This is a genomic window from Bacillus sp. UNC41MFS5, assembly GCF_000686805.1.
On record NZ_JMLP01000005.1, the window covers coordinates 83,896 to 105,982 of the forward strand.

At 39.4% G+C, this 22,087-nt stretch carries 23 protein-coding genes, 1 riboswitch and 1 other annotated feature; of the genes, 15 read left to right on the plus strand and 8 right to left on the minus strand.

The genetic code is table 11. The annotated features are described in order from the left end of the window. Positions 1–6 precede the first annotated feature (6 nt). Positions 7–249: a DUF2584 domain-containing protein gene (locus tag BR30_RS0100485; protein WP_026563236.1), complete on the plus strand. Its 243-nt coding sequence runs from the start codon at positions 7–9 to the stop codon at positions 247–249. 63 nt (positions 250–312) lie between these two features. Here BR30_RS0100485 and pckA read toward each other — a convergent pair whose 3' ends face one another. After that, on the minus strand, positions 313–1,899 hold the full coding sequence (gene pckA, locus BR30_RS0100490) for a phosphoenolpyruvate carboxykinase (ATP) (protein ID WP_026563237.1): 1,587 nt from the start codon (positions 1,897–1,899) through the stop codon (positions 313–315). Between the two features lie 249 nt (positions 1,900–2,148). Further along, a riboswitch (SAM riboswitch) is annotated at positions 2,149–2,288 on the plus strand. Between the two features lie 203 nt (positions 2,289–2,491). Here pckA and metK point away from each other — a divergent pair. After that, complete coding sequence (metK, locus tag BR30_RS0100495; RefSeq protein ID WP_026563238.1) at positions 2,492–3,691, plus strand: methionine adenosyltransferase; 1,200 nt, start codon at positions 2,492–2,494, stop codon at positions 3,689–3,691. Positions 3,692–3,937: 246 nt separating this feature from the next. After that, on the plus strand, positions 3,938–5,842 hold the full coding sequence (gene asnB, locus BR30_RS0100500) for an asparagine synthase (glutamine-hydrolyzing) (RefSeq protein WP_026563239.1): 1,905 nt from the start codon (positions 3,938–3,940) through the stop codon (positions 5,840–5,842). 42 nt (positions 5,843–5,884) lie between these two features. On the opposite strand, the gene BR30_RS0100505 is transcribed toward asnB, so the two are convergent. Continuing rightward, complete coding sequence (locus BR30_RS0100505) at positions 5,885–6,397, minus strand: gamma carbonic anhydrase (protein ID WP_026563240.1); 513 nt, start codon at positions 6,395–6,397, stop codon at positions 5,885–5,887. A 145-nt stretch (positions 6,398–6,542) separates the two neighbouring features. Here BR30_RS0100505 and BR30_RS0100510 point away from each other — a divergent pair, with 145 nt between their 5' ends. Together BR30_RS0100510 and BR30_RS0100515 are read left to right on the plus strand one after the other, a co-directional pair. Continuing rightward, positions 6,543–7,346 (plus strand): alpha/beta hydrolase, encoded by an 804-nt coding sequence (locus BR30_RS0100510; RefSeq protein WP_026563241.1) that lies wholly within the window; start codon positions 6,543–6,545, stop codon positions 7,344–7,346. A gap of 5 nt (positions 7,347–7,351) precedes the next feature. Next, the gene (locus BR30_RS0100515; protein ID WP_026563242.1) at positions 7,352–8,446 is read left to right on the plus strand and encodes a tetraprenyl-beta-curcumene synthase family protein; all 1,095 of its coding nucleotides are present in this window, start codon (positions 7,352–7,354) and stop codon (positions 8,444–8,446) included. A 27-nt stretch (positions 8,447–8,473) separates the two neighbouring features. Here the strand turns inward: BR30_RS0100515 and BR30_RS0100520 are convergent, their stop codons facing one another. Continuing rightward, on the minus strand, positions 8,474–9,046 hold the full coding sequence (locus BR30_RS0100520; RefSeq protein ID WP_026563243.1) for a tRNA 5-(aminomethyl)-2-thiouridylate-methyltransferase MnmM: 573 nt from the start codon (positions 9,044–9,046) through the stop codon (positions 8,474–8,476). A 2-nt stretch (positions 9,047–9,048) separates the two neighbouring features. Further along, positions 9,049–10,008, minus strand: a complete 960-nt coding sequence (locus BR30_RS0100525) for a tRNA modification radical SAM protein MnmL/YtqA (protein ID WP_026563244.1) — start codon at positions 10,006–10,008, stop codon at positions 9,049–9,051. Between the two features lie 211 nt (positions 10,009–10,219). Here BR30_RS0100525 and BR30_RS0100530 point away from each other — a divergent pair, with 211 nt between their 5' ends. The 6 genes from BR30_RS0100530 to BR30_RS0100555 all read left to right on the plus strand — a co-directional run bounded on the left by BR30_RS0100530 (position 10,220) and on the right by BR30_RS0100555 (position 15,263). Next, complete coding sequence (locus BR30_RS0100530) at positions 10,220–10,489, plus strand: YtzC family protein (RefSeq protein ID WP_026563245.1); 270 nt, start codon at positions 10,220–10,222, stop codon at positions 10,487–10,489. After that, the gene (locus tag BR30_RS0100535; protein WP_026563246.1) at positions 10,486–10,665 is read left to right on the plus strand and encodes a hypothetical protein; all 180 of its coding nucleotides are present in this window, start codon (positions 10,486–10,488) and stop codon (positions 10,663–10,665) included. Before BR30_RS0100530 ends, BR30_RS0100535 begins: the two co-directional genes overlap by 4 nt. 365 nt (positions 10,666–11,030) lie before the next feature. Next, positions 11,031–11,831 carry a hypothetical protein gene (locus tag BR30_RS0100540; RefSeq protein ID WP_026563247.1) on the plus strand — a complete coding sequence of 267 codons (801 nt, stop codon included), beginning with the start codon at positions 11,031–11,033 and terminating at the stop codon, positions 11,829–11,831. Positions 11,832–11,908: 77 nt separating this feature from the next. Continuing rightward, on the plus strand, positions 11,909–12,421 hold the full coding sequence (locus BR30_RS0100545) for a NapC/NirT family cytochrome c (RefSeq protein WP_026563248.1): 513 nt from the start codon (positions 11,909–11,911) through the stop codon (positions 12,419–12,421). A 2-nt stretch (positions 12,422–12,423) separates the two neighbouring features. Next, positions 12,424–13,875, plus strand: a complete 1,452-nt coding sequence (locus tag BR30_RS0100550; protein ID WP_026563249.1) for an ammonia-forming cytochrome c nitrite reductase subunit c552 — start codon at positions 12,424–12,426, stop codon at positions 13,873–13,875. Between the two features lie 194 nt (positions 13,876–14,069). Continuing rightward, positions 14,070–15,263, plus strand: a complete 1,194-nt coding sequence (locus tag BR30_RS0100555) for an MDR family MFS transporter (protein WP_026563250.1) — start codon at positions 14,070–14,072, stop codon at positions 15,261–15,263. Between the two features lie 168 nt (positions 15,264–15,431). On the opposite strand, the gene BR30_RS38770 is transcribed toward BR30_RS0100555, so the two are convergent. Then, entirely contained in the window at positions 15,432–15,725 is a 294-nt protein-coding gene (locus BR30_RS38770; RefSeq protein ID WP_442852954.1) for an S-Ena type endospore appendage, read from the minus strand. Here BR30_RS38770 and BR30_RS37600 point away from each other — a divergent pair. From BR30_RS37600 to BR30_RS0100570, 3 genes are all read left to right on the plus strand, one after another. Continuing rightward, positions 15,616–15,900, plus strand: coding sequence for a hypothetical protein (locus BR30_RS37600; RefSeq protein ID WP_231507600.1), 285 nt, complete (start codon positions 15,616–15,618; stop codon positions 15,898–15,900). The two genes, BR30_RS38770 and BR30_RS37600, sit on opposite strands and share 110 nt — an antisense overlap. 145 nt (positions 15,901–16,045) lie before the next feature. Continuing rightward, positions 16,046–16,268 (plus strand) — a binding site (T-box leader). A gap of 44 nt (positions 16,269–16,312) precedes the next feature. Next, positions 16,313–18,730, plus strand: coding sequence for a leucine--tRNA ligase (gene leuS / locus BR30_RS0100565; protein WP_026563251.1), 2,418 nt, complete (start codon positions 16,313–16,315; stop codon positions 18,728–18,730). 53 nt (positions 18,731–18,783) lie between these two features. After that, complete coding sequence (locus tag BR30_RS0100570; RefSeq protein WP_026563252.1) at positions 18,784–19,098, plus strand: rhodanese-like domain-containing protein; 315 nt, start codon at positions 18,784–18,786, stop codon at positions 19,096–19,098. 309 nt (positions 19,099–19,407) lie between these two features. Here the strand turns inward: BR30_RS0100570 and BR30_RS36430 are convergent, their stop codons facing one another. Both BR30_RS36430 and BR30_RS0100585 read right to left on the minus strand, forming a co-directional pair. Further along, positions 19,408–19,563, minus strand: a complete 156-nt coding sequence (locus BR30_RS36430; RefSeq protein WP_155928398.1) for a hypothetical protein — start codon at positions 19,561–19,563, stop codon at positions 19,408–19,410. Between the two features lie 374 nt (positions 19,564–19,937). Next, complete coding sequence (locus tag BR30_RS0100585; protein ID WP_026563253.1) at positions 19,938–20,327, minus strand: hypothetical protein; 390 nt, start codon at positions 20,325–20,327, stop codon at positions 19,938–19,940. A gap of 148 nt (positions 20,328–20,475) precedes the next feature. On the opposite strand from BR30_RS0100585, the gene BR30_RS0100590 reads away from it, so the two are divergent. Further along, positions 20,476–20,661, plus strand: coding sequence for a sporulation protein Cse60 (locus BR30_RS0100590; RefSeq protein WP_026563254.1), 186 nt, complete (start codon positions 20,476–20,478; stop codon positions 20,659–20,661). A gap of 7 nt (positions 20,662–20,668) precedes the next feature. Here BR30_RS0100590 and BR30_RS0100595 read toward each other — a convergent pair whose 3' ends face one another. Then, positions 20,669–21,943: a BaiN/RdsA family NAD(P)/FAD-dependent oxidoreductase gene (locus BR30_RS0100595; protein WP_026563255.1), complete on the minus strand. Its 1,275-nt coding sequence runs from the start codon at positions 21,941–21,943 to the stop codon at positions 20,669–20,671. Positions 21,944–22,087: the final 144 nt, after the last annotated feature.

Genomic DNA, 22,087 nt, shown 5'->3' on the forward strand with positions numbered 1-22,087 from the left:
AGAGATATGGGTATGCCTCTTGAGTTAAATACGATGATTGTGACAAAAGGAAGAGAACTACGAGTAGAGGAAAATGTCTTCACATTAGAAAAAGAAGGGTACAGACTTTATCCCATTGAGATTCCGATTGATGTAAGAAAAACAATGGATAGTGATTCAAGTGGTACTGCATTAATAAAAAAAGTCGAGCTGCAGAATAACAGCACGACCATCACTTATCAATTAATTTCATTAAATTCAACGAACTAATGATATATTAAAAGCCCATATCGAAATGATATGGGCTTTTAGAATATATTGGGCGCTTTTCGCTTATGCAATTGGTCCGCCTTTTTGTTCTATTTCTACTGAGACGTTCGTGAATTTTTTGAAGTTTTCTCGGAACTGTGTGGCTAATTCTACAGCCTTCTTTTCATAAGCAAACGGATCAGACCATGTTTTACTAGGTTGAAGGACTTCATCTGGTACTCCAGCAATATGAAGAGGAATATTTAAGCCGAAAATTTTATCCTTGGTTGTTTCTACATGATTTAGTTCCCCTTCAAGCGCCGCCTGGATCATAGCGCGAGTATAGGAAAGTTTCATCCGATTACCGACTCCATATTCACCGCCGGTCCAGCCTGTATTCACAAGAAATACATTCGCATTGTGCTCAAGAATCTTTTCACCTAACATTTCTGCGTATCGGGTTGCAGGCAGCGGCAAGAATGGTGCACCAAAGCAGGTAGAGAAGGTAGCTTGTGGTGAGGTTATTCCACGCTCTGTTCCGGCTAGCTTTGAAGTATAACCACTTAAAAAATGATACATTGCTTGTTCCTTAGTTAGTTTTGAAATAGGAGGCAATACACCAAAAGCGTCAGCAGTCAAGAAAATGATAGTGTTTGGATGACCAGCAATACTTGGTTGAACAATATTATCAATCGCATGAATCGGATAAGCGGCACGTGTATTTTCTGTTAATGTGCCATCATCATAATCAGGTATTCTGGATTCCTGATTCAAAGTAACATTTTCCAATACCGTTCCAAAGCGAATCGCATCAAAAATTTGTGGCTCTTTTTCACGAGAAAGATTAATACATTTTGCATAGCAGCCTCCCTCGATATTAAAGACACCAGTGGATGACCAGCCGTGCTCATCATCGCCAATTAATCGACGATTTGGATCCGCTGATAAGGTGGTTTTTCCAGTTCCGGATAAGCCAAAGAATAATGCAACATCGCCTTCAAGGCCAACATTTGCAGAACAGTGCATGGAAAAAATATTATTTTCAGGAAGTAGATAGTTCATGACCGAGAAAATAGACTTCTTCATCTCGCCTGCGTATTCTGTTCCACCGATTAAAACAATTCTTTTCTCAAATGAGATAATAACAAAGGCTTCCGAATTCGTACCATCGATTGCTGGATCGGCCTTGAAATTAGGGGCAGAAATAACGGTAAAACCATCACCATGATCAAGTAGCTCTTCTTCAGTTGGGCGAATAAATAACTGGTGTACAAATAAATTTTGCCATGCTAATTCATTTACAACCTGGATAGGTAAACGCGATTTTTTATCGGCACCAGCAAAGCCTTTAAAAACAAAGATCTCATTTTTCTGTTGTAAATAATTAATGACCTTTTGATAAAGCTTTGTGAAAACCGGCTCTGAAATTGGTTGATTGGTCGTGCCCCATTCAATTTTATCTTTAGTTGAATCTTCTACAACAATGAATTTATCCTGTGGAGACCGGCCAGTATATTTACCAGTAGCGACACTAATTGCTCCCGTTGAAGTTAGTGCCCCTTCATGACGGGTTAAGACTTTTTCAACTAACTGAGGAACAGATAATTGCACATGAACATGACTTTCATTCAACAATTGATTTAATTCATTAGGAGTATCAACAGAATTCATTTAATGAGACCTTCCTTTATTTAAGTTTTTATGTTGTTATAATACAAAAAGTATAACACATTAGTTGAATTAATGTATCCTATTTATCTGAATTTATATATTTTAAAACTTTAAATGAAGATATAAAAAATATTTATAAAAGGTTTAATGACTTACACCGTATTTTTCCCATTTGATGAGGAAGATATTTCTAAAAAATACATTGACATTGTTATCCAGTATGATATTATTCTAAGTTGAACGGATACTCTCTTATCCTGAGCTGGTGGAGGGACAGGCCCAATGAAACCCAGCAACCTGCAGTATGAAAAGATGAACCACTTTAAAAGGTCCTTTTCAAGTGCGAAGGTGCTAATCTGACGCAAGGCTAATGCCTTGAACGATAAGAGCGAAAGGCCCGAAAACAACCTTTCCTCTATGGTAAGGTTTTTTGTTTTGTATAAGTCCTTTTATGAAATGAGTCTCTAATAAAAATCCTTTGTTTATTACATACTAAGGGAATGAGTACCGTATCAAATTCTCGAGGTTTAAGAAGTATACCTGTAACCTTCGAAAAAAAACCTCGTGATCTCATAATATAGGAGGAATTCAGATGTCAAGAAACGCGCGTTTGTTCACTTCTGAATCAGTTACTGAAGGTCATCCTGATAAAATCTGTGACCAAATTTCTGATTCCATTTTAGATGCTATTTTAGCAAAGGATGCTAATGCTCGTGTTGCGGCTGAAACTTCAGTAACAACTGGATTAGTGTTAGTTGCAGGGGAAATCACAACATCTACATATGTGGATATTCCAAAAATCGTGCGTGAAACGATTAAAGGGATAGGTTATGATCGTGCGAAATATGGCTTTGACTCCGAGACATGTGCCGTTTTAACATCTATTGATGAACAGTCTCCAGACATCGCTATGGGTGTTGATCAAGCTTTGGAAGCCCGTGAAGGTCAAATGTCTGATGAACAAATCGAAGCAATTGGAGCAGGGGACCAAGGTTTAATGTTTGGTTTTGCATGTAATGAAACGAAAGAGCTTATGCCGCTTCCAATCTCACTTGCACATAAGCTTGCTCGTAAATTAACAGAAGTGCGGAAAGATAATGTTCTTGATTACCTTCGTCCAGACGGAAAAACCCAAGTAACGGTGGAATATGATGAGAACGATAAACCGGTACGGATTGATACCATTGTTATTTCTACGCAACACAATCCAGAAGTGACGTTAGAGCAAATTCAACGTAACTTGAAAGAATATGTCATCAACCCTGTCGTACCAAAAGAACTTATCGATGAGAACACAAAGTATTTTATTAATCCAACCGGCCGTTTCGTCATTGGTGGACCACAAGGGGATGCAGGCTTAACTGGCCGTAAAATTATTGTTGATACGTATGGCGGATATGCTCGTCATGGCGGTGGTGCATTCTCAGGTAAGGATCCTACAAAAGTGGACCGTTCCGCTGCATATGCAGCACGTTATGTTGCTAAAAACATCGTCGCTGCAGGGCTTGCTGAAAAGTGTGAAGTGCAGCTGGCTTATGCGATTGGTGTGGCACGACCTGTTTCGATTGCAGTTGATACGTTTGGTACTGGCAAAGTAAGCGAAGATACATTAGTCGATCTTGTTAGTGAAAACTTTGACCTTCGCCCAGCTGGAATCATCAACATGTTGGATCTTCGCCGTCCAATTTACAAACAAACTGCAGCCTATGGTCACTTTGGCCGTACAGATGTAGACCTACCTTGGGAGCGTACAGACAAAGTAGAGGCATTACGTGCGCAAGCAAATATATAAATAGAAGAGGGGAGTTACATACGACATGTAACTCCTGTTTTTATTTGTACGTCTTTTTACCTGTACAATGAATCGATATTTGCATAAAGTGAAATGTTTATGCAGGCCAAAAGAAGTAAAAAATGTGGATAGTAAATTTACCTATTGTTCACAGTGCATTTTTTCAAAAAAAAGTGGTAGTATTAGAGGGTATGTTTTTTGGATTACATCCTTATAATAGGATATTTAGAAGAGGTGAGGTACATAATGTGTGGCTTTATAGGTTGTGTACACGATACAACACAAAACTATAGTGAAGTACAAAAACAACAATTTAAAAATATGAACGATATTATCACTCATCGTGGACCAGATGATGATGGTTTTTATTATGATGATCATATTCAATTTGGATTCCGACGTTTAAGTATCATTGATATTGAGAGCGGTCATCAACCGTTAACCTATGAAAATGAACGCTACTGGATTATCTTTAACGGTGAAGTTTATAACTATGTTGAGCTGCGTGAAGAACTATTAGCTGAAGGATTAACGTTTGCAACAAGTTCTGATACGGAGGTTATTATTGCCCTTTACAGTCATTTAAAGGAAAAAGCCGTTGAAAAACTGCGTGGAATGTTCTCTTTCGTTATCTGGGATAAACAAGAGCAAAGCCTTTATGGGGCACGCGATCCTTTTGGAATTAAACCGTTCTTTTATTTTGAAGATGGGGACAGAACGTTTTTTGCTTCAGAGAAAAAGAGTATTTTGTTAGGCCTTGAAAATGATGTGCTCAATTATGATTCCTTGCAGCATTATTTAACCTATCAATTTGTTCCGGAGCCAACCACTTTGTCTGATGGAATTAAGAAATTAGAACCAGGTCATTATTTTACCAAAAAAATTGGCTCTCCAATGGAAATCAAAAGATATTGGAAAGCACATTTTAAACCTGTTCAAAAATCAGAGCCTGATTTTATAAAAGAAATTAAAGATGTCCTCTTTGATTCAGTCAAAATGCATATGCGCAGTGATGTTCCAGTTGGTTCGTTCCTATCAGGCGGAATAGATTCTTCGATCATTGCATCGATTGCCAAAGAATATCATCCTGCCATTAAAACCTTCTCGGTTGGCTTTGAGCATAATGGCTTCAGTGAAATTGATGTCGCCAAAGAGACCGCAGAAAAGCTTGGTGTTGAAAATATCAGTTATGTGATTTCCCCGCAGGAATACATGAATGAAATTCCAAAAATCATGTGGCATATGGATGACCCGCTAGCAGACCCAGCCTGCGTACCTCTTTATTTTGTTGCTCGTGAGGCAAGAAAGCACGTAACCGTTGTTCTGTCTGGTGAAGGTGCAGATGAATTATTTGGCGGCTATAATATTTATCGTGAACCTCAGTCATTAGAGGTATTTAATAAAATCCCAAGAGCAGGAAAAGTGCTTTTAAAAGGGATTGCGGGTATGATGCCTGAAGGAATGAGAGGAAAAAGCTTTATCGAACGTGGTGTAACGCCGATGGAAGAACGCTATATCGGTAATGCAAAAATGTTTATGGAAGAAGAGAAACGCGAACTATTAAATGTCTATCGTGAAGGATTAGATTATAAGGATATTACGAAGCCTCTTTACGCGGAATCGCGAGGCTACGATCCGGTTGATCGAATGCAGTATATTGATATTCATACTTGGATGCGCGGTGATATTTTACTGAAGGCCGATAAGATGACCATGGCTCATTCATTAGAACTTCGTGTTCCATTCCTTGATAAAGCTGTCTTCGAAGTGGCATCCAAAATTCCAACTAGCCTGAAAACAGCTCATGGGACAACGAAGTATATCTTGCGTAAAGCAGCAGAAGGCGTCGTGCCTGCCCATGTCCTTGACCGAAAGAAACTAGGTTTCCCTGTTCCAATCCGTCACTGGTTGAAGGATGAAATGAACGATTGGGCCAAAACAATTATCCGTGAAAGCAATACAGATCATTTGATTAATAAATCCTATGTTCTTCAGTTGCTTGAAGATCACTGCCAAGGCAAGGCAGATAACAGCAGAAAAATCTGGACTGTACTAATGTTTATGGTATGGCATCAAGTGTATGTGGAAGATGTCTATTCCTTTCAGAGAGATTATGCATTAGAAAAAGCATTGCAAACATCGAAAAATTAAAAATAAAGCACCCAAATTTCTTGGGTGCTTTATTTTTTGAGTTTAAGGTTGAATGGACTTATAATATTGTCCCTTCTCCGCATATTCTTTAGAGATTCTTACCATATCTTTAATGTCGTCAGGTGTTAATTCTCTAATAACTTTTGCAGGTCTGCCAAATGCTAAGGTATTAGGCGGGATCTTTTTCCCTTGGGGAACCAGACTGCCGGCACCAATAAATGCACCTTCTCCAATTTCAGCATTATCAAGGATAATCGATCCCATTCCGATGAGTGCTTTTTTTCTAATGATACAACTGTGTAAAATTACCTGGTGTCCAATGGTCACTTCATCCTCTAAAATTAGCGGGTTATTGGGACTTTGGTGTAAGATAGAATTATCTTGGATATTTACTTTCTTACCAATAATGGTTGGGGCTACATCCCCTCTAATGACAGTATTAAACCAGACACTTGATTCATCGCCAATTACAACATCACCAGTAATTGTCACATAGTCGGCAATATAAGCAGTATCCGCTATGTGAGGATACTTATCTTTATAAGGATAGATCATTCTTCTCGCTCCTTTTCCATGATGATATTATTTTATCGGAAGTAGGAGGCGATTAAAAATAATTCGTCTTTTTTGAATTAGTGAATTTTGGGTGCATTGGAAATCTATTCACTAATTGGTTATAACTACTCTAGGGGGGAAAACTATGTGGAAGTGGGAAGCAGAAGGGGAAGCTAAGGCAGTCATTGTGATGGTCCATGGTGCGATGGAACATCATCGCCGTTATGGCTGGCTAATCGAAATGTGGCGTTCAGCCGGATTCCATGTGATTATGGCAGACCTTCCGGGCCAGGGGATGACGACAAGGGCTAACCGCGGTCATATTTCTTCCTTCGATGATTATATCTTTGAAGTAAAGGATTGGATTCAGGCGGCCTACCGCTATAATTTACCAGTATTCTTACTTGGTCACAGTATGGGAGGATTAATTTCCATCCGACTGTTACAGGAAGAGAGGCTGAATGTCGCTGGAGTAATCCTCTCATCGCCGTGTTTAGGGTTAGTTCATACCCCGTCTAAAATTCTTGATATTCTATCGCATGGTCTGAATGTGGTTTTTCCTTCACTTCGGATAAATTCTGGATTATCGGTCCAAATGGCAACAAAAAACGAAGAGGTCCGTGAAGCGGATTCGAATGATACCCTTTATATAACCAAAGTATCGGTTCGATGGTATCGGGAATTAGTGAGTGCCATGAAAGAGGCCTTTCAGGCACTTGAAAAAACACAAGATATCCCCATGCTTGTCATGCAGGCTGGAGATGATAAAATTGTCAATAAAAGCACTGTAAAAGAATGGTTTAATCACGTCCCGCTTTCAGAAAAAAGATTCAAGGAATGGCCGAAATGCTACCATGAAATTTTTAATGAACCGGAGCGGGAAGAGGTATTTGAATATGCAAAGGATTTTGTTTATAGTCAATTAAAAGCAATCGGTTATATTGTTTAGAAAGGTTGTCGGTTTTAATGATGCCAATCACCCTTATGTCGAGGGTATACAGCAAAATACTCCCAGCAGTACACAAAGAATTGGCTTATTGGAAAAGCCGTGCAGAAAAAATCCCGAACAAGGAACTGAGGACTCAAGCCCTTGCAAGTATCAATCATAAAACGTTTCATTGCGAGGGAGGAGCTATCCTTGCACTAACTGCAAAAGAGGATTATAAAAAAGCGATAAAATTTATCGTTGCTTATCAAACGATTAGTGATTATTTGGATAATCTTTGTGACAGGTCTACCTCACTGGATCCTGAGGATTTTGCAGCGCTCCATGAATCCATGGCAGATGCGCTCGTCCTTAAGGCAGATAAGAAAAATTATTACCGGCTCCGCGAAGACCAGGACGATGATAATTATTTATATGATTTATCGGAAACCTGCCGCTCTGTCCTAAGAGATATTAAGAATTATGAAGAAATTAAAGATTATTTACTTGAATTATGCCAGTACTATTGTGAACTGCAAATTCACAAACATGTCATCCCTGAGGAGCGTGTCCCACGTCTTGAAAAATGGTTTCAAAAAAACCAACCCCACTTACCTGATATGGAGTGGTATGAATTTTCAGCTTGTTCGGGTTCTACCTTGGGTATTTTTTGCCTAGTGTCCTATGCTCATCGTGATGATTTTCAGTTGAGTGATGCGGATAATATTCGAAATGGATACTTTCCATATATTCAGGGCTTACATATTCTTTTAGATTATTTTATTGATCAAGAAGAAGACCTTATAGGGGGAGACTTAAACTTTTGTACCTACTATCGTAATGAGGAAACGTTGTTTCAGCGGTTGAACCATTTTGTTAGAGAAGCAGATCGGCACACGGAATTTCTTCCCCACAAAAATTTCCATCGTTTGATTAACCGCGGTCTGTTGGGTATTTATTTATCGGATACCAAGGTTCGCAAACAGAAAAATGTGCGGAAATTAGCCAAAGGTATGATTAAAACGGGCGGTTGGATTAGCTATTTCTTCTATTTCAATGGTCTTGCCTACCGTTCAGTGCAAAAATCAGTCCCCGCTTTTGTCACAAGGTTAATTTCAAAATAAAACCAGGCCAATTTTTTGGCCTGGTTTTTATATTTTCTCGATTGCAATAATAAAAGCTGGACTGTTTTGTTGATTGATAAATTGATATTGAAGCACATGTGCGGTTTTTTGGTCAATTTTTTGGCAATAATCAAGCAGGGAAACACGTTCTTCGGCCCCGCCTTTGTGGCCATGATAAATAACGAGAACGATGATTCCTTCAGGAGCAATCATTTCCAATAGTTGTTGAAGGGCAGCGACCGTTGTTTCAGGTCGAGTTACAATCGTTTTATCACTGCCAGGCAGATATCCTAAGTTAAATATTGCCCCCTTTATATTCCCTTGGCAGATGTTAGGAATCATTTGGGATAGGTGTTCGTGCCCTGATTGATAAAGTGTAACTTGCTCCGACAGGCCCTTCTTGGTTAAACGTTCCTTGCTTGAGGCAATTGCTTCCTCTTGAATATCAAATCCAAATACGTGGCCTGAGGCTCCAACAAGTTCTGCCAAGAAAACTGTATCATAGCCATTTCCGACTGTCGCATCAATTACGACATCGCCAGGATGAACCGCTTTTTTGAGGAGATTTTTCGCAAACGGAAGAATCTTGTCTATTTTCATGATTACTTCACCAATTGACCTTGATAAAATTTCCCCTGCCAGCTGTCTCGTTCCTTCAGGTCCGCATCAATGGCATTTAAGACTTCCCACTTGTTCACACTCCACATCGGTCCAACCATTAAATCAATTGGTCCATCACCTGTAATCCGGTGAACAATCATTTCGGGTGGTAAAATCTCTAATTGGTCACATACTAATTTTACATAGTCATCTTGGGACATAAACTCGAGCATTCCTTTTTCATATTGCTTGACCATGGGTGTTCCTTTTAACAAATGGAGCAAATGAATTTTTATCCCCTGAACATCTAATTTGGCCACTTCACGAGCAGTTTCCATCATCATGTCATAGTTCTCAAGTGGTAATCCGTTAATAATATGGGAGCAGATACGAATTCCGTGCTTTCTTAGCTTATTAACCCCATCTTTATAACATTGAAAATCATGGGCACGATTGATGAGTAAGGCTGTGCGTTCATGAACAGTCTGAAGACCAAGCTCAACCCATAAGTAGGTTCGTTCATTTAGTTCCGCTAAATACTCGACCACATCATCGGGCAGACAGTCAGGACGTGTGGCAATCGATAAACCTACAACACCGTCCTCCTTAAGGACGGATTCAAATTTTTCACGTAAAACATCTACCGGTGCATGGGTATTTGTAAATGCCTGAAAATATGCCATGTATTTGCCATCTTTCCATTTCGTGTGCATTTTTTCTTTAATGTCATTGAATTGAGTTTCTAGGGACTCGACTCGATTTCCTGCGAAATCACCAGATCCTGAGGCACTACAAAACGTACAGCCACCGTGTGCAACCGATCCATCCCGGTTTGGACAATCAAAGCCGCCATCCAGTGCGACTTTAAAGACCTTATGGCCAAATTCTTGGCGCAAGTGGTAATTCCAAGTATGGTAACGTTTATCATCAGAAGCATATATAAAAGGTCTCATCTGAACCAATCAGAAAACCTCCTTATAAAAAATAAAAAGCGCATAACATCAATTTTATCATGATGTGGCTAGCTAATCCAAATGTAATTATTTACGGAACTGGCTGGTAATAATTATTCAATTGTTTATGTTATAGGAAAGAAAATGGAGAACAAAATAAGAAATGAAGCATTGTGCTTCTAACAAGGGGATTCCAGTTATTTCAGAAGGGGGTTCTTAGATGGCTACTCGCGACTCAATGGACAATTTAATGCAGCAGGTTGAGGATACGATTCGCTTTGCCGAAGAACAATACAAACAAAGCAGTCTCCAAGAGCATTATAATGATGATAATTACGCACAAGCATTACAGCAGCTTGAAGATACTTATCAAGATATTGCTAAAATGGCAATTAGTGCTAACTCGCAGCAACGTGAACAGCTCCATAGAATGAGACTCCAGCTGCAACAGCTTCAGAATACCATGATTTTAGAGGGGGAAAACCTTTGAAAAAGCGTTCTAAGCAACAAAACCCTGAACAGAAAACACGAAATGGAATAAATAATCAAGATTTAGAACTTGGACAAGATTTCGATCTTGTTAAGCAAGCGAAGAAGAATTATGAAAAATCAGGTGGGCAGCCAGTAAAATCCAAATTCCACCAAGAAAAAGGCCAGTCCTCATAAAACAAGGAAGAATCCCTCAATTTTTTTCATTTGAGGGGTTCTTTTTTTGTAAATTAATTTTTCGAAAAATACATAAAAAAGTGCAAAAAATCACTTGGAATAACAATTTTACATTAAAAACACCTTGAAAATAGAAGGAAAACCCCGTTCACAGTTTGGTAACAAGTGTTAATTTATATGTGACGTACGTCACAGTTTGCGCTTTCAACTCATGGTTTAAATAAGATATGGATAAGAAATTTCAGCTCATAATCCTCTAATCTATGTTAGATAAATCAAGGAAGAAATGTTCGTCTAACACCTTTTTTTGACTATTATGTGAACGAGTTCACATTTTAATCTACATCTAATAAAGGAGAAATTGAATGAAAAAGTACCTATTGATTGTCAGCACATTCCTTACCTTTTTATGCCCATCACATAGTTTCGCTGAAGATACAAATATTCTAAGAATGGAAGAGCTATCCATTCAAGTAATGCCCGAATTTGCCTACCATCCAAACGAACACCAGAAGGATCATGTACCACTATTAATTGGATATCAAGGTTCAATGGTTAACAACTCGAACCAGCCACTAACAGGAAGAATCGAAATTCCACTTCCAATGAAAGATAAGGATTTTCGGATTGGCTATGTTGCAGATTACTCAAGTGATTTTAGCAAGACTTATGAAATTGAATACATAAATGATCCTGAAAAAGGGACCATCTCCTGGACAACAAGTGAAGTAATTGCACCTAACGAACGTTATAAATTTGTGATTGAGTTTTTTTCAGACAGCATCCATGTAAAAAAAGATGTGAAATCTCTTCAGTACCAATTTAAAAGTTTTGCCGATATTGACTTGGTGAATGTAACCTTTACTGAGCCATCTGGGGCAAAAAATGTCACGCTTACACCTGCACCTGCAGAAAAACAGAAACATGGCGGTAAGGAAAATACCCATTCCTATTTTTTTCAAGATGTAAAAGCTGGTGAGGTAAAAAACTTTACCCTATCCTACATACGCAGCGAATCCAAACCCACATCTGAACTGATGAATGCAAAAACCAGTGAAAAGACGACGGATTATAAACCAACCAATGTTGCAATTGGAGCAATTAGTGGGATTGGAGTCCTCTCAGTGGGTGCAATAACATTTTTGATAAGGAAGAGAAAAAGGTGATTCATTGGGATTAAGGTACAGAAATGTACTTTAACTATATAAAAAGAGAGAAGAGAAATTCTATGGGAGGTGAAGGAATGGTTAAAAAATTTCTGAAAATGGACAAAAAGTTTTTAATTGTATTGGCACTTCTGATTGGTGTGTTTTTATCTTTTTCAACTGTAAAAACAATGGCCTATTTAGATTCTCCTGGTTTTTGTCAAAACTGTCATACGATGAAATCCGTACATAAGTCATTTATGGATTCTACGCACTCGGATTTACAGTGTAATGACTGCCATCTGCCACATAAAAGTGAAGTGGGGAAATTATTTTTTAAAGGCCGCGCAGGGATGACACATATTTATTTCAACACACTCGGAACAAAGAAGATTCCGGATGTGATTGAGGCCACCGATCGCACCGAAAAAATCATGAATGACAACTGTAGTTCTTGTCACAAGAGTACGCTAAGGAATGTATCTCATGATGCAAAGGAAAAGTGTATATCCTGTCACAAAACAGTACCACACGGGAAAGGCTTTAAAGATGATAGTTATAATAAGCCACCTGTTTCAGGAGAGTTATTAGAAAATAAGGGAGGATTTTAGAAATGGGAAGGTATCGATATGGGGCATATCTTCTCCTGCTAGCAATTGTTTTGATGATTACTGGGTGCAGCAACGAATCCAGTGAGAAAACAGCCTCTGCTGCAGGAAAGAAGACTACAGGACTCTCAGCCGATGAAATTAGCAATGAAGCGTTTAAGGACTTATTTCCACTTCAATATAATAGTTACAAAAAGAATGAAAAGATGGAAGATACTACTTACGGGGGCTCTGTAAAGCGCAGTAAGTATGAGGCAGATAAAGAGCCATTGTTACCCATCCTTTTCAACGGATATGGATTTGCGACCGAGTATAATGAGGAGCGTGGACATACATACGCTTTAGAAGATATTCGCAGCGTTAAACGGATTACAGATAAATCGGTTGGTTCTTGTTATACTTGTAAATCAACAGCTGTTCCAAAAATGATTGAAGAAATGGGCGACAGCTATTGGGGGGCTAATTTTAATAAAGATATTTGGCCAAAGGGTGAAGCGATGGGTCATTCCCCAATCGGCTGTTCCGATTGTCATGATCCAAAAACAATGGATTTGCGTGTGACTCGTCCAAGTTTCTATAAGGCATTGGAAGCGAAAGGTGTAGATACATCCAATCCAACAAAGAACGATATGCGCAGTTATGTTTGTGGACAATGTCATGTGGAATATTATTTTGCAGCCGATAATAGTGAAGTAACATTCCCGTGGACAAAAGGATTTAAACCAGAAGAAATGTATGAGTATTACAGCACCATTGCTAAAGAAAAGGGTTTTGAAAAAGACTGGATTAGTAATATTTCTGGGACATCGATGTTAAAGTCGCAGCACCCCGAATATGAAACACATTCATCAGGTACGCACGGTAAAGCGAATGTTTCCTGTGCTGACTGCCATATGCCATATGAGCGTGTCGATGGAAAAAGAAAAATCACCTCACACTGGTGGACTTCACCACTTAAAACAATGCAAACTTCTTGCGGTCAATGTCATGGTGACCGTGAATTAGATAAACTTAAAGAGCGTGTACTTGAAATCCAAGAAGCCAATGTCAGTGCATTACACGAAGCACAAGACATTTCAACAACATCACACTATTATGTAAATAAAATGATTACTTCTGATGTCAATCAAGAAAAAGTCAAGCAAGCGCAAGAATATGTTAGGAAAGGACAATGGTTTTGGGATATTATCGCAGCTGAAAACTCTGCCGGTTTCCATAATCCACAGGGTTCGATGGATTCACTAAGAGAATCAGTTGTCCAATCCAACAAAGCAGTCCGGCTTGCCACAGAGGAGCTTGTTAAAAAAGGTGTTGACATGGAAGAAGTAGACAAGGAAATTGAAAAAGTGAAAAAGGCTGTTTTCGACGAAAAAGATAATGAGAAGAAAAAAGATGCAGCTGTGAATAGCTACTTCCCTGCGCAAGCACCGGTAGTACCAGTAGTACCGAAGAAATAACCTTTAATATTGTAGTCAGGAAAACACTGTTGCTTTTATGTGGACAGTGTTTTCTTTTTTCTATTAAATTTAGGAACACCAAATCTTCATATCTCCCCCCCACTGGAAAACAAAAAGCATTGCACCCATTTAGAAAAAATAATAGAATATATCCTTGGTAATTGAAATTGTAATATGTAAAGGGGCTTTTATGTATGCCACGTGCCTTATGGCTCTTAATAATTGGGATGATTGTTAATGTAACAGGCTCTTCATTTCTGTGGCCTCTAAATACAATCTATATTCACGACCATTTGGGTAAATCACTATCGGTTGCCGGGATTGTTTTGATGTTAAATTCAGCAGCGAGTGTGATTGGAAACCTATATGGCGGCAGTCTATTTGATAAAATAGGCGGCTACAAATCTATCATAATAGGAATTAGTATTACCCTTGCAGCACTCATCGGCTTAACATTTTGGCATGGCTGGCCCGCATTTATTGTCTTCCAAATCATCATTGGTTTTGGTACTGGAATTATTTTTCCATCGATGTATGCGATGGCAGGGGCGGTTTGGAAAGAAGGTGGGCGGAAAGCCTTTAACGCCATTTATGTGGCCCAAAACCTTGGGGTAGCCTTGGGTGCATCTCTTGGCGGAATTGTTGCCGCTTATTCCTTTCAGCTCATCTTCCTAGCAAATACAGTCATGTATATCGTCTTTTTACTAATAGCTGTATTTGGCTATAGAGGAATCTTAGTTGATTCTGGAAAACAAACAACGATCGATGTAAATGTTCCAACTGTTAAGAACAGAAAAAATCTTTATGCCTTATTGATCTTGTGTACAGGTTATTTGCTGTGTTGGGTCGCATACGTACAATGGCAAACAACGATTGCCTCTTATACACAGGAAATCCATATCTCTTTAACGCAATACAGCTTATTATGGTCGATAAACGGAGCTCTAATTGTCGTTGGTCAACCGCTTTTAAATGGTGTGTTAAAGCATCTTACAGCATCACTAAAACTGCAAATGATCATTGGAATTGGTATTTTTATGGTTTCATTTTTAGTCGCAGGGAAGGCAACCGAATTCTCTGGATTTTTAGTCGGGATGATTATCCTAACAATTGGTGAAATGTTTATTTGGCCGGCAGTACCTACAGTCGCTTTTGACTTAGCTCCAAAAGGCCGTGAAGGCTTTTACCAAGGGATCGTCAACAGTACAGCCACCGGCGGAAGAATGATAGGACCCTTATTAGGTGGAATGATTGTCGACATCTATAACATGTCAGCATTATTCATAGTATTGATTGGGCTATTCCTAATCGCAATCGTAACCACATTACTTTACGATCGAAGTTTAAAAACAAAAATGGTGTCAGGCACCATACATGGACAAATCTAACGTTTGTACACGTGAGGTGGACAAAACGATGAGTAAAAGTGGAGTATGTAGTAAAAAGCAAAGTTCCAAAATATAGGAATTTTGCTTTTTACTTGCTTTTGTTATACGAAAAAGCAAGAGGTTACTAAGTGAGGATACTATTTTTAACACATTTCATCTTTTGTTATTTTAATTATTGTCATCGCTAAAAACAGGGAAACACACATCCAAACAAAATTTACCCTCAGTTATCCCTGATCCTATTCGAGCTACTCTTACTGATTCAGCACCATCAATTGTTGCAGAAATGGTATTGCCGGGAGGAACGGTGAATTGAAGAGGAGTTCCTACAGTTCTAATCACAATAACTTGAATGGCTGCAGAGTTCCTAGCGCTATTGAATACGGTAATAGTTACAGTAGCATCTTGCTCAATGCTCTTTCTCCATATCTCCAATTTTGAAACCTGGTCGCTCAATAACAAATTCCCACAAATATTATTACATACCATCTCGCTTATTTCCTGGTCTGGGGATAAACTGGAGCCAGAATCAGAATCAGAGCCAGAGCCAGAATCAGAATCAGAATCAGAATCAGAGGCAGAATTGGTATCGGTATTAGAATCAGAAAAAGACTTGAATGGTTTACTCCAACTATAAAACGTAGGTCCCATAAGAAAATCATTCCTTTTTAATAATATAGAATGTAAGTTAACAGCTCTTTGCTTGGGGAAAAGCCCTAATTATTTAACCTTACTTGCATATTCATTAAAAATTTATTACAATAACCGTAATAGTTTATATTGAAAAGACTGTGATTAGGAGTAGTAATGGTTAATACCCGTGCGAAAGAGAGTTGACGGCTGGTGGAAGTCAACCGGGTACATCATGAACTCGCCTTTGAGTTGCAAGCGTGAAGGAATAGTAAGGCTTGCCGTTTTCCGCGTTAAGGATGAATGAAGCGAGTGTTTACAACACTAATGTGGGTGGTACCGCGGGAAGATACATACAATCCTCTCGTCCCTTTTTGGGATGAGGGGGTTTTTTATTTTTTTTTAGGAGGAAGAGCAGTATGAGTTTCGATCATAATCACATCGAACAGAAGTGGCAAAAGAAATGGGAAGAAGAAAAAACATTCAAAACAAGCGAGGAATACGATAAAAGAAAATTCTACGCTTTAGATATGTTTCCATATCCATCAGGTGCAGGACTACACGTTGGACACCCTGAAGGTTATACTGCAACCGACATTCTTTCCCGCTTAAAGCGGATGCAGGGATACAATGTGCTTCACCCAATGGGCTGGGACGCGTTTGGCTTACCGGCAGAGCAGTATGCCTTAGATACGGGGAACGACCCTGCGGAATTTACAGAGCAGAACATCAACACTTTCCGCCGCCAAATTAAATCATTAGGATTCTCCTATGATTGGGATCGGGAAGTCAACACCACTGACCCTGAATACTACAAATGGACCCAATGGATTTTCTTAAAGCTATTTGAAAAAGGCTTAGCCTATATTGATGAAGTTGCAGTAAACTGGTGTCCGGCACTTGGAACGGTACTTGCAAACGAAGAGGTCATAGATGGCAAAAGTGAACGTGGCGGGCATCCCGTTGAACGCCGTCCGATGAAGCAATGGATGTTAAGAATTACAGCTTACGGTGACCGTTTACTTGAAGATTTAGAAGAACTGGATTGGCCGGAAAGCCTAAAAGAAATGCAGCGCAACTGGATCGGCCGTTCAGAAGGTGCGGAAGTAACTTTCTCGATCGAAGGCCACGAAGAGACATTCACAGTATTCACTACTCGCCCTGATACCTTATTCGGTGCTACGTATGCAGTGCTTGCTCCTGAACATGCATTTGTTGATAAAATTACAACAGCTGAACAACGCGCTGCGGTTGATGCTTATTTGGATAAAGTGAAGACAAAGAGCGATTTAGAGCGTACTGATCTTGCAAAAGAGAAAACAGGCGTATTTACAGGAGCATATGCAATTAATCCTGCAAATGGCGAGAAAATGCCAATCTGGATTGCTGATTATGTATTAGTTAGTTACGGTACAGGGGCAATTATGGCGGTACCTGCTCACGATGAGCGTGACTTTGAATTCGCAAAAGAATTTAACCTTCCGATTAAAGCCGTTGTCGCGGGTGGAGATATAGAAAAAGAAGCTTACACAGGCGATGGGGAACACATTAACTCAGAATTCTTAAATGGCACGGATAAATCTGAAGGCATTCAAAAAATGATTGCTTGGTTGGAAGAAAAAGGAATCGGCACAAAGAAAGTTACCTTCCGCCTTCGTGATTGGTTGTTTAGCCGCCAACGTTATTGGGGAGAACCAATTCCGATTATTCACTGGGAAGATGGTACGATGACAGCCGTCCCTGAAGACCAGCTTCCACTGATGTTACCAAAAACGAAAGAAATCCGTCCATCAGGAACTGGAGAATCGCCACTTGCGGTTATCTCAGATTTCGTGAATGTTATAGATCCAGAAACAGGTAAAAAGGGACGCCGTGAAACAAATACGATGCCTCAATGGGCTGGCAGCTGCTGGTATTATTTACGTTATATTGATCCGAAAAATGATCAGGCACTTGCTTCGGAGGAAAAATTAAATCATTGGTTACCTGTTGATATATACATTGGCGGGGCCGAACATGCCGTTTTACATTTACTTTATGCGCGCTTCTGGCATAAATTCTTGTTTGATATTGGTGTTGTTCCAACCAAAGAACCATTCCAAAAGTTATTTAACCAAGGAATGATTTTAGGCGAAGGAAATGAAAAAATGAGTAAGTCAAAAGGGAATGTCGTAAACCCTGACGATATCGTTGGCAGCCACGGTGCTGATACCCTTCGCCTTTATGAAATGTTCATGGGGCCGCTGGATGCTTCGATTGCCTGGTCGACAAATGGACTGGATGGTTCCCGCCGTTTCTTAGATCGAATCTGGCGTTTATTGGTTGAAGAAAATGGGGAATTAAATCCAAAGATCCAAGCAAATGAAGAAGTCTCTAATTTAGAAAAAGTGTACCACCAAACGGTGAAAAAAGTGACTGAGGATTATGAAGGTTTAAGATTTAATACGGCAATTTCACAAATGATGGTATTCATTAATGATGCCTATAAAGCAACGGTCCTACCAAAAGAGTACATTGAAGGATTCGTTAAAATGCTTGCCCCTGTTTGCCCGCATATTGCTGAAGAGCTTTGGGAAAAGTTAGGTCACAGTGAAACGATAACTTACGAAGCATGGCCTGCCTATGATGAAGCAAAATTAGTGGATGACGAAGTTGAGATTGTCGTACAGGTTAATGGGAAAGTAAAAGCAAAGCTAATGGTACCAACAGATGCAAGCAAAGAGTCACTTGAAGGTATCGCAATGGAAGATGCCCAAATTAAGGAACAAATTGAAGGAAAAACAATCCGCAAAGTTATTACTGTTCCTGGGAAGCTTGTAAATATAGTCGCAAATTAATAAAAAGAGCAGCCCCTTTCCTGGGGCTGTTTTTCCTAAAGGGGATGGATTTGATGGAAGAAATTCAAACGATTACACCAGAAGAATTACAAAAAAAGCTTGAGGCAGGGGAAAAACTTGAGCTGGTTGATGTAAGGGAAGATCATGAGGTTGTATTTGGGATGGTCCCAGGGGCAAAGCATATCCGTATGGGTGAGATTCCTGATCATCTCGACTATTTTGACAAGGAAAAAGAGTATATCTTTATCTGCCGCTCCAGTGCACGAAGCGGGAATGTCTGCCATTATTTGCAGGACCAGGGTTATAAGGTCCGCAATATGGTTGGTGGGATGCTGGCCTGGACTGGAGAGACGGAATACACAGAATAATTGATTCCTCTAGGGTTAAGAACAAAAATAAAAGGGAGGCAGACCACCGGATAAGTCGGTAGAGTCTGTCCTCCCTTCTTTTATGAATGGATGGATTAAGCGAAAACACGCTTGAACAGGTTAATGCAAAATTTGCCTCGTGTTCCAGCTGGTACAATAACTCAGAGCGAAGTGGGATTGATAACTGATACTGATCTGGTAGTTCCAGCTGGTACAGTTATATCTGCAGTTTGCCCACCTTCAAATGTTACTGCAAAAATTATATCTCCCGGTCCAGCATTGAATACTGAAAAGGTCCCTTGAATAAAATCATTTCCCCCCTGTTGTTGGTGCAGTCCATACTGCAAAAGGAGCCGGGAAATCCGGCCCAATACCAATTGGTCCAGTTAGGTTACCACAAATTTCTTCTTGTAAAATCTGTGCATCCGGGCAGCAATTTCTTTTATTATGATTTGATCCACACATATAAATCTTCCTTCCTTTGTTTTACTTTATTTTTGACTTCTGTATATTAAATGCTGCTTGTCCGGGAGGTGCTATATTACAAATGCTGATTTTTGTCATTTATTCTGGGGGAAAATTGAGTCACCACGTCAGGAAAATGCGGTTTAACAACGTAAAGAAAGTGTCTCCTCCCATTAAAAAAGCCGATTTCCTGTACATTAAGGAATCGACTTCAGTAGGTATATGGTTAATTGAGATTCCGAAATTTGGGCTTCTTAAAACATTTCAAAACAACACAGCCGTAAGTCCTTTTCTAGTTATCCACTCTTGGCCTTCTTGTTCACCGAGTATAAGAACGGTTTCACTATCAGTACGGAAACGGCTGTAGGTATCCATTAGGTACCACCTGTAGTTGTATCAAAGCCGCCCTGTTGTCCCATTCCAGGACCGCCCTCATTTGAGAATTGCCCTTGTTGATTGCTATTTCCATAGAATGGATCATTACTTGTCGAGGATTGATCATTATTATTAAAATTATTGGTTGAACCATCAGTTTCCGATGAGCCATCTCCACTCATGGATTGGTCGAAACCATGTCCATGTCCGTAGCGCTGCTGTGTAGAAAAGCCATCCTGTGATTGCTGAATGGAATTATTATCTGCAGTTTGCCCTTGGTTAAGCGCTGCTTGATTGTTGTTAGATAGTCCAAAATAGGAGACCAATCCGGCTACTAATGCTAAGCTTCCAAAACTAACGCCCCATGAGATTCGTTGTTTATTATCCATGTTTATTCTCCTTTTAAAATGAAAAACAGTTTTCTAAAAGGAAGTTTACAAGCTTAAACTTAAAATAAACTTAACTTTTTACGAGGAGTGGATTTTTAAAATTCAGAAAACTGGTAAGAATAGTAGTAAAAAAGAAAGGGAGAGAACATTGATACAGGTGAAGTTGTTTGACAGGGAGCATGAGAAGGATTTGGAAAAGGAAATGAATCGTTTTTTAAAAGGGCTGGATGAAACAAGTCTGCTTGATATTAAATATAATGTGGCCGCAATGGCAGAGGAAGAAGAAGAGGAGCAGATTTACTGTTTTTCAGCGATGATTATTTATAAGGCCTGACAACTTGTCAGACCTTATTATTTTTTGCGGATAGGGCTGCATTAGTTCCAGCTAATCTTCCAGTTACAAGTGCAGAGGTAATATTATATCCTCCTGTGTACCCATGGATATCTAGGATTTCACCGCAAAAATATAAACCATTCATTAGTTTCGATCCCATCGTTTGCGGTTCAATTTCTTTTACAGACACACCGCCGCCAGTGACAAACGCTTTTTCAAGTGGCAGGGTGCCGTTGACTTTAATAGGAAAGTGCTTGCAGCTTTTTGTAAAACTACGAATTTTTTCATTAGAAAAAGTACTGCCTTGTTCAGATGGGTCAATCCCGTTATGCTCTAAAAGAAACAGAAGGTAACGTTCAGGGACGAGCCCTTTGAGTGTATTTTTAATGCTTTTCTTAGGCTCACTTTTAACGAGCGAAAGAATTTCTTGAAAAACTTCTTCCTCTTTCTTATCAGGCAAGACATCAAGGCTCATAGTTACTTCTGATAGTTTCCACTTTTTCATTGCTTTCACCACGAACTGGCTGCAGCGAAGGACGGCTGGACCGCTTAGCCCAAAATGTGTAAAAATCATATCCATTCGATGCGAGATGAGGGGCTTTCCTTTTGGGTTCAAAACACTTAAGTCGATATCTCTTAACGATAACCCTTGAAGGACTTTGTTTTTTATAAATGGTTCATTCGATGTCACTGGAACCTCGGTTGGAAAAAGTTCAGTAATGGTATGACCAGCTTTTTGGGCCCAGGCATAGCCATCACCTGTAGAACCTGTATGAGGGACAGACTTTCCCCCGACAGCAATCACAATTGATTTAGCTGAAATTGTTTGACCATCCTTAAGAGATACAGCCGAGACACGCTCATCCTCATAAATTATTTCGCGGACAGGGCTATTTTTAAAGACTCGTACATGAAGTTTTTCTAATTGATTTAGTAATGCGTCCACAACGGACTGTGCTTTATTACTGACTGGAAACATCCGCCCGTGATCTTCTTCCTTTAAGGCAATCCCTAATTTCTCAAAGAATTTAATAATATCTTCATTACTAAAGATAGAAAAGGCACTATATAAAAATTTCCCGTTACCCGGCAAGTGCTTGATGATTTCTTCAATTGGCAGGCGATTGGTAACGTTACAGCGTCCGCCTCCGGATATCGCTAGTTTTCTGCCAAGTTTGTCACCTTTATCTATTAAAAGAACTTTTGCGCCTTTTTCACCAGCGGCAATGGCCGCCATTAACCCTGATGGGCCGCCGCCGATGACAATTACATCATATTCCATATATACACCAACTTTTTATTAATCCATCACTCCATTATAAACATTTATCATCAAAATAAAACGAATGTGCCCATATTTTCATAAATTTCACTTGGTTGTTAGTAGCGTCCGGGAGCAAGAAGTTGTAAACTACTATAGTGTGCA

Excerpts from the sequence above, each read along its gene's own strand:
- BR30_RS0100485 (WP_026563236.1), top strand. The coding sequence starts at position 7 with ATGGGTATGCCTCTTGAGTTAAATACGATGATTGTGACAAAAGGAAGA.
- pckA (WP_026563237.1), bottom strand. The coding sequence starts at position 1,899 with ATGAATTCTGTTGATACTCCTAATGAATTAAATCAATTGTTGAATGAA.
- metK (WP_026563238.1), top strand. The coding sequence starts at position 2,492 with ATGTCAAGAAACGCGCGTTTGTTCACTTCTGAATCAGTTACTGAAGGT.
- asnB (WP_026563239.1), top strand. The coding sequence starts at position 3,938 with ATGTGTGGCTTTATAGGTTGTGTACACGATACAACACAAAACTATAGT.
- BR30_RS0100505 (WP_026563240.1), bottom strand. The coding sequence starts at position 6,397 with ATGATCTATCCTTATAAAGATAAGTATCCTCACATAGCGGATACTGCT.
- BR30_RS0100510 (WP_026563241.1), top strand. The coding sequence starts at position 6,543 with ATGTGGAAGTGGGAAGCAGAAGGGGAAGCTAAGGCAGTCATTGTGATG.
- BR30_RS0100520 (WP_026563243.1), bottom strand. The coding sequence starts at position 9,046 with ATGAAAATAGACAAGATTCTTCCGTTTGCGAAAAATCTCCTCAAAAAA.
- BR30_RS0100530 (WP_026563245.1), top strand. The coding sequence starts at position 10,220 with ATGGCTACTCGCGACTCAATGGACAATTTAATGCAGCAGGTTGAGGAT.
- BR30_RS0100540 (WP_026563247.1), top strand. The coding sequence starts at position 11,031 with ATGAAAAAGTACCTATTGATTGTCAGCACATTCCTTACCTTTTTATGC.
- BR30_RS0100545 (WP_026563248.1), top strand. The coding sequence starts at position 11,909 with ATGGTTAAAAAATTTCTGAAAATGGACAAAAAGTTTTTAATTGTATTG.
- BR30_RS0100550 (WP_026563249.1), top strand. The coding sequence starts at position 12,424 with ATGGGAAGGTATCGATATGGGGCATATCTTCTCCTGCTAGCAATTGTT.
- BR30_RS0100555 (WP_026563250.1), top strand. The coding sequence starts at position 14,070 with ATGCCACGTGCCTTATGGCTCTTAATAATTGGGATGATTGTTAATGTA.
- BR30_RS37600 (WP_231507600.1), top strand. The coding sequence starts at position 15,616 with ATGGCTGCAGAGTTCCTAGCGCTATTGAATACGGTAATAGTTACAGTA.
- leuS (WP_026563251.1), top strand. The coding sequence starts at position 16,313 with ATGAGTTTCGATCATAATCACATCGAACAGAAGTGGCAAAAGAAATGG.
- BR30_RS0100570 (WP_026563252.1), top strand. The coding sequence starts at position 18,784 with ATGGAAGAAATTCAAACGATTACACCAGAAGAATTACAAAAAAAGCTT.
- BR30_RS36430 (WP_155928398.1), bottom strand. The coding sequence starts at position 19,563 with ATGTGTGGATCAAATCATAATAAAAGAAATTGCTGCCCGGATGCACAG.
- BR30_RS0100585 (WP_026563253.1), bottom strand. The coding sequence starts at position 20,327 with ATGGATAATAAACAACGAATCTCATGGGGCGTTAGTTTTGGAAGCTTA.
- BR30_RS0100595 (WP_026563255.1), bottom strand. The coding sequence starts at position 21,943 with ATGGAATATGATGTAATTGTCATCGGCGGCGGCCCATCAGGGTTAATG.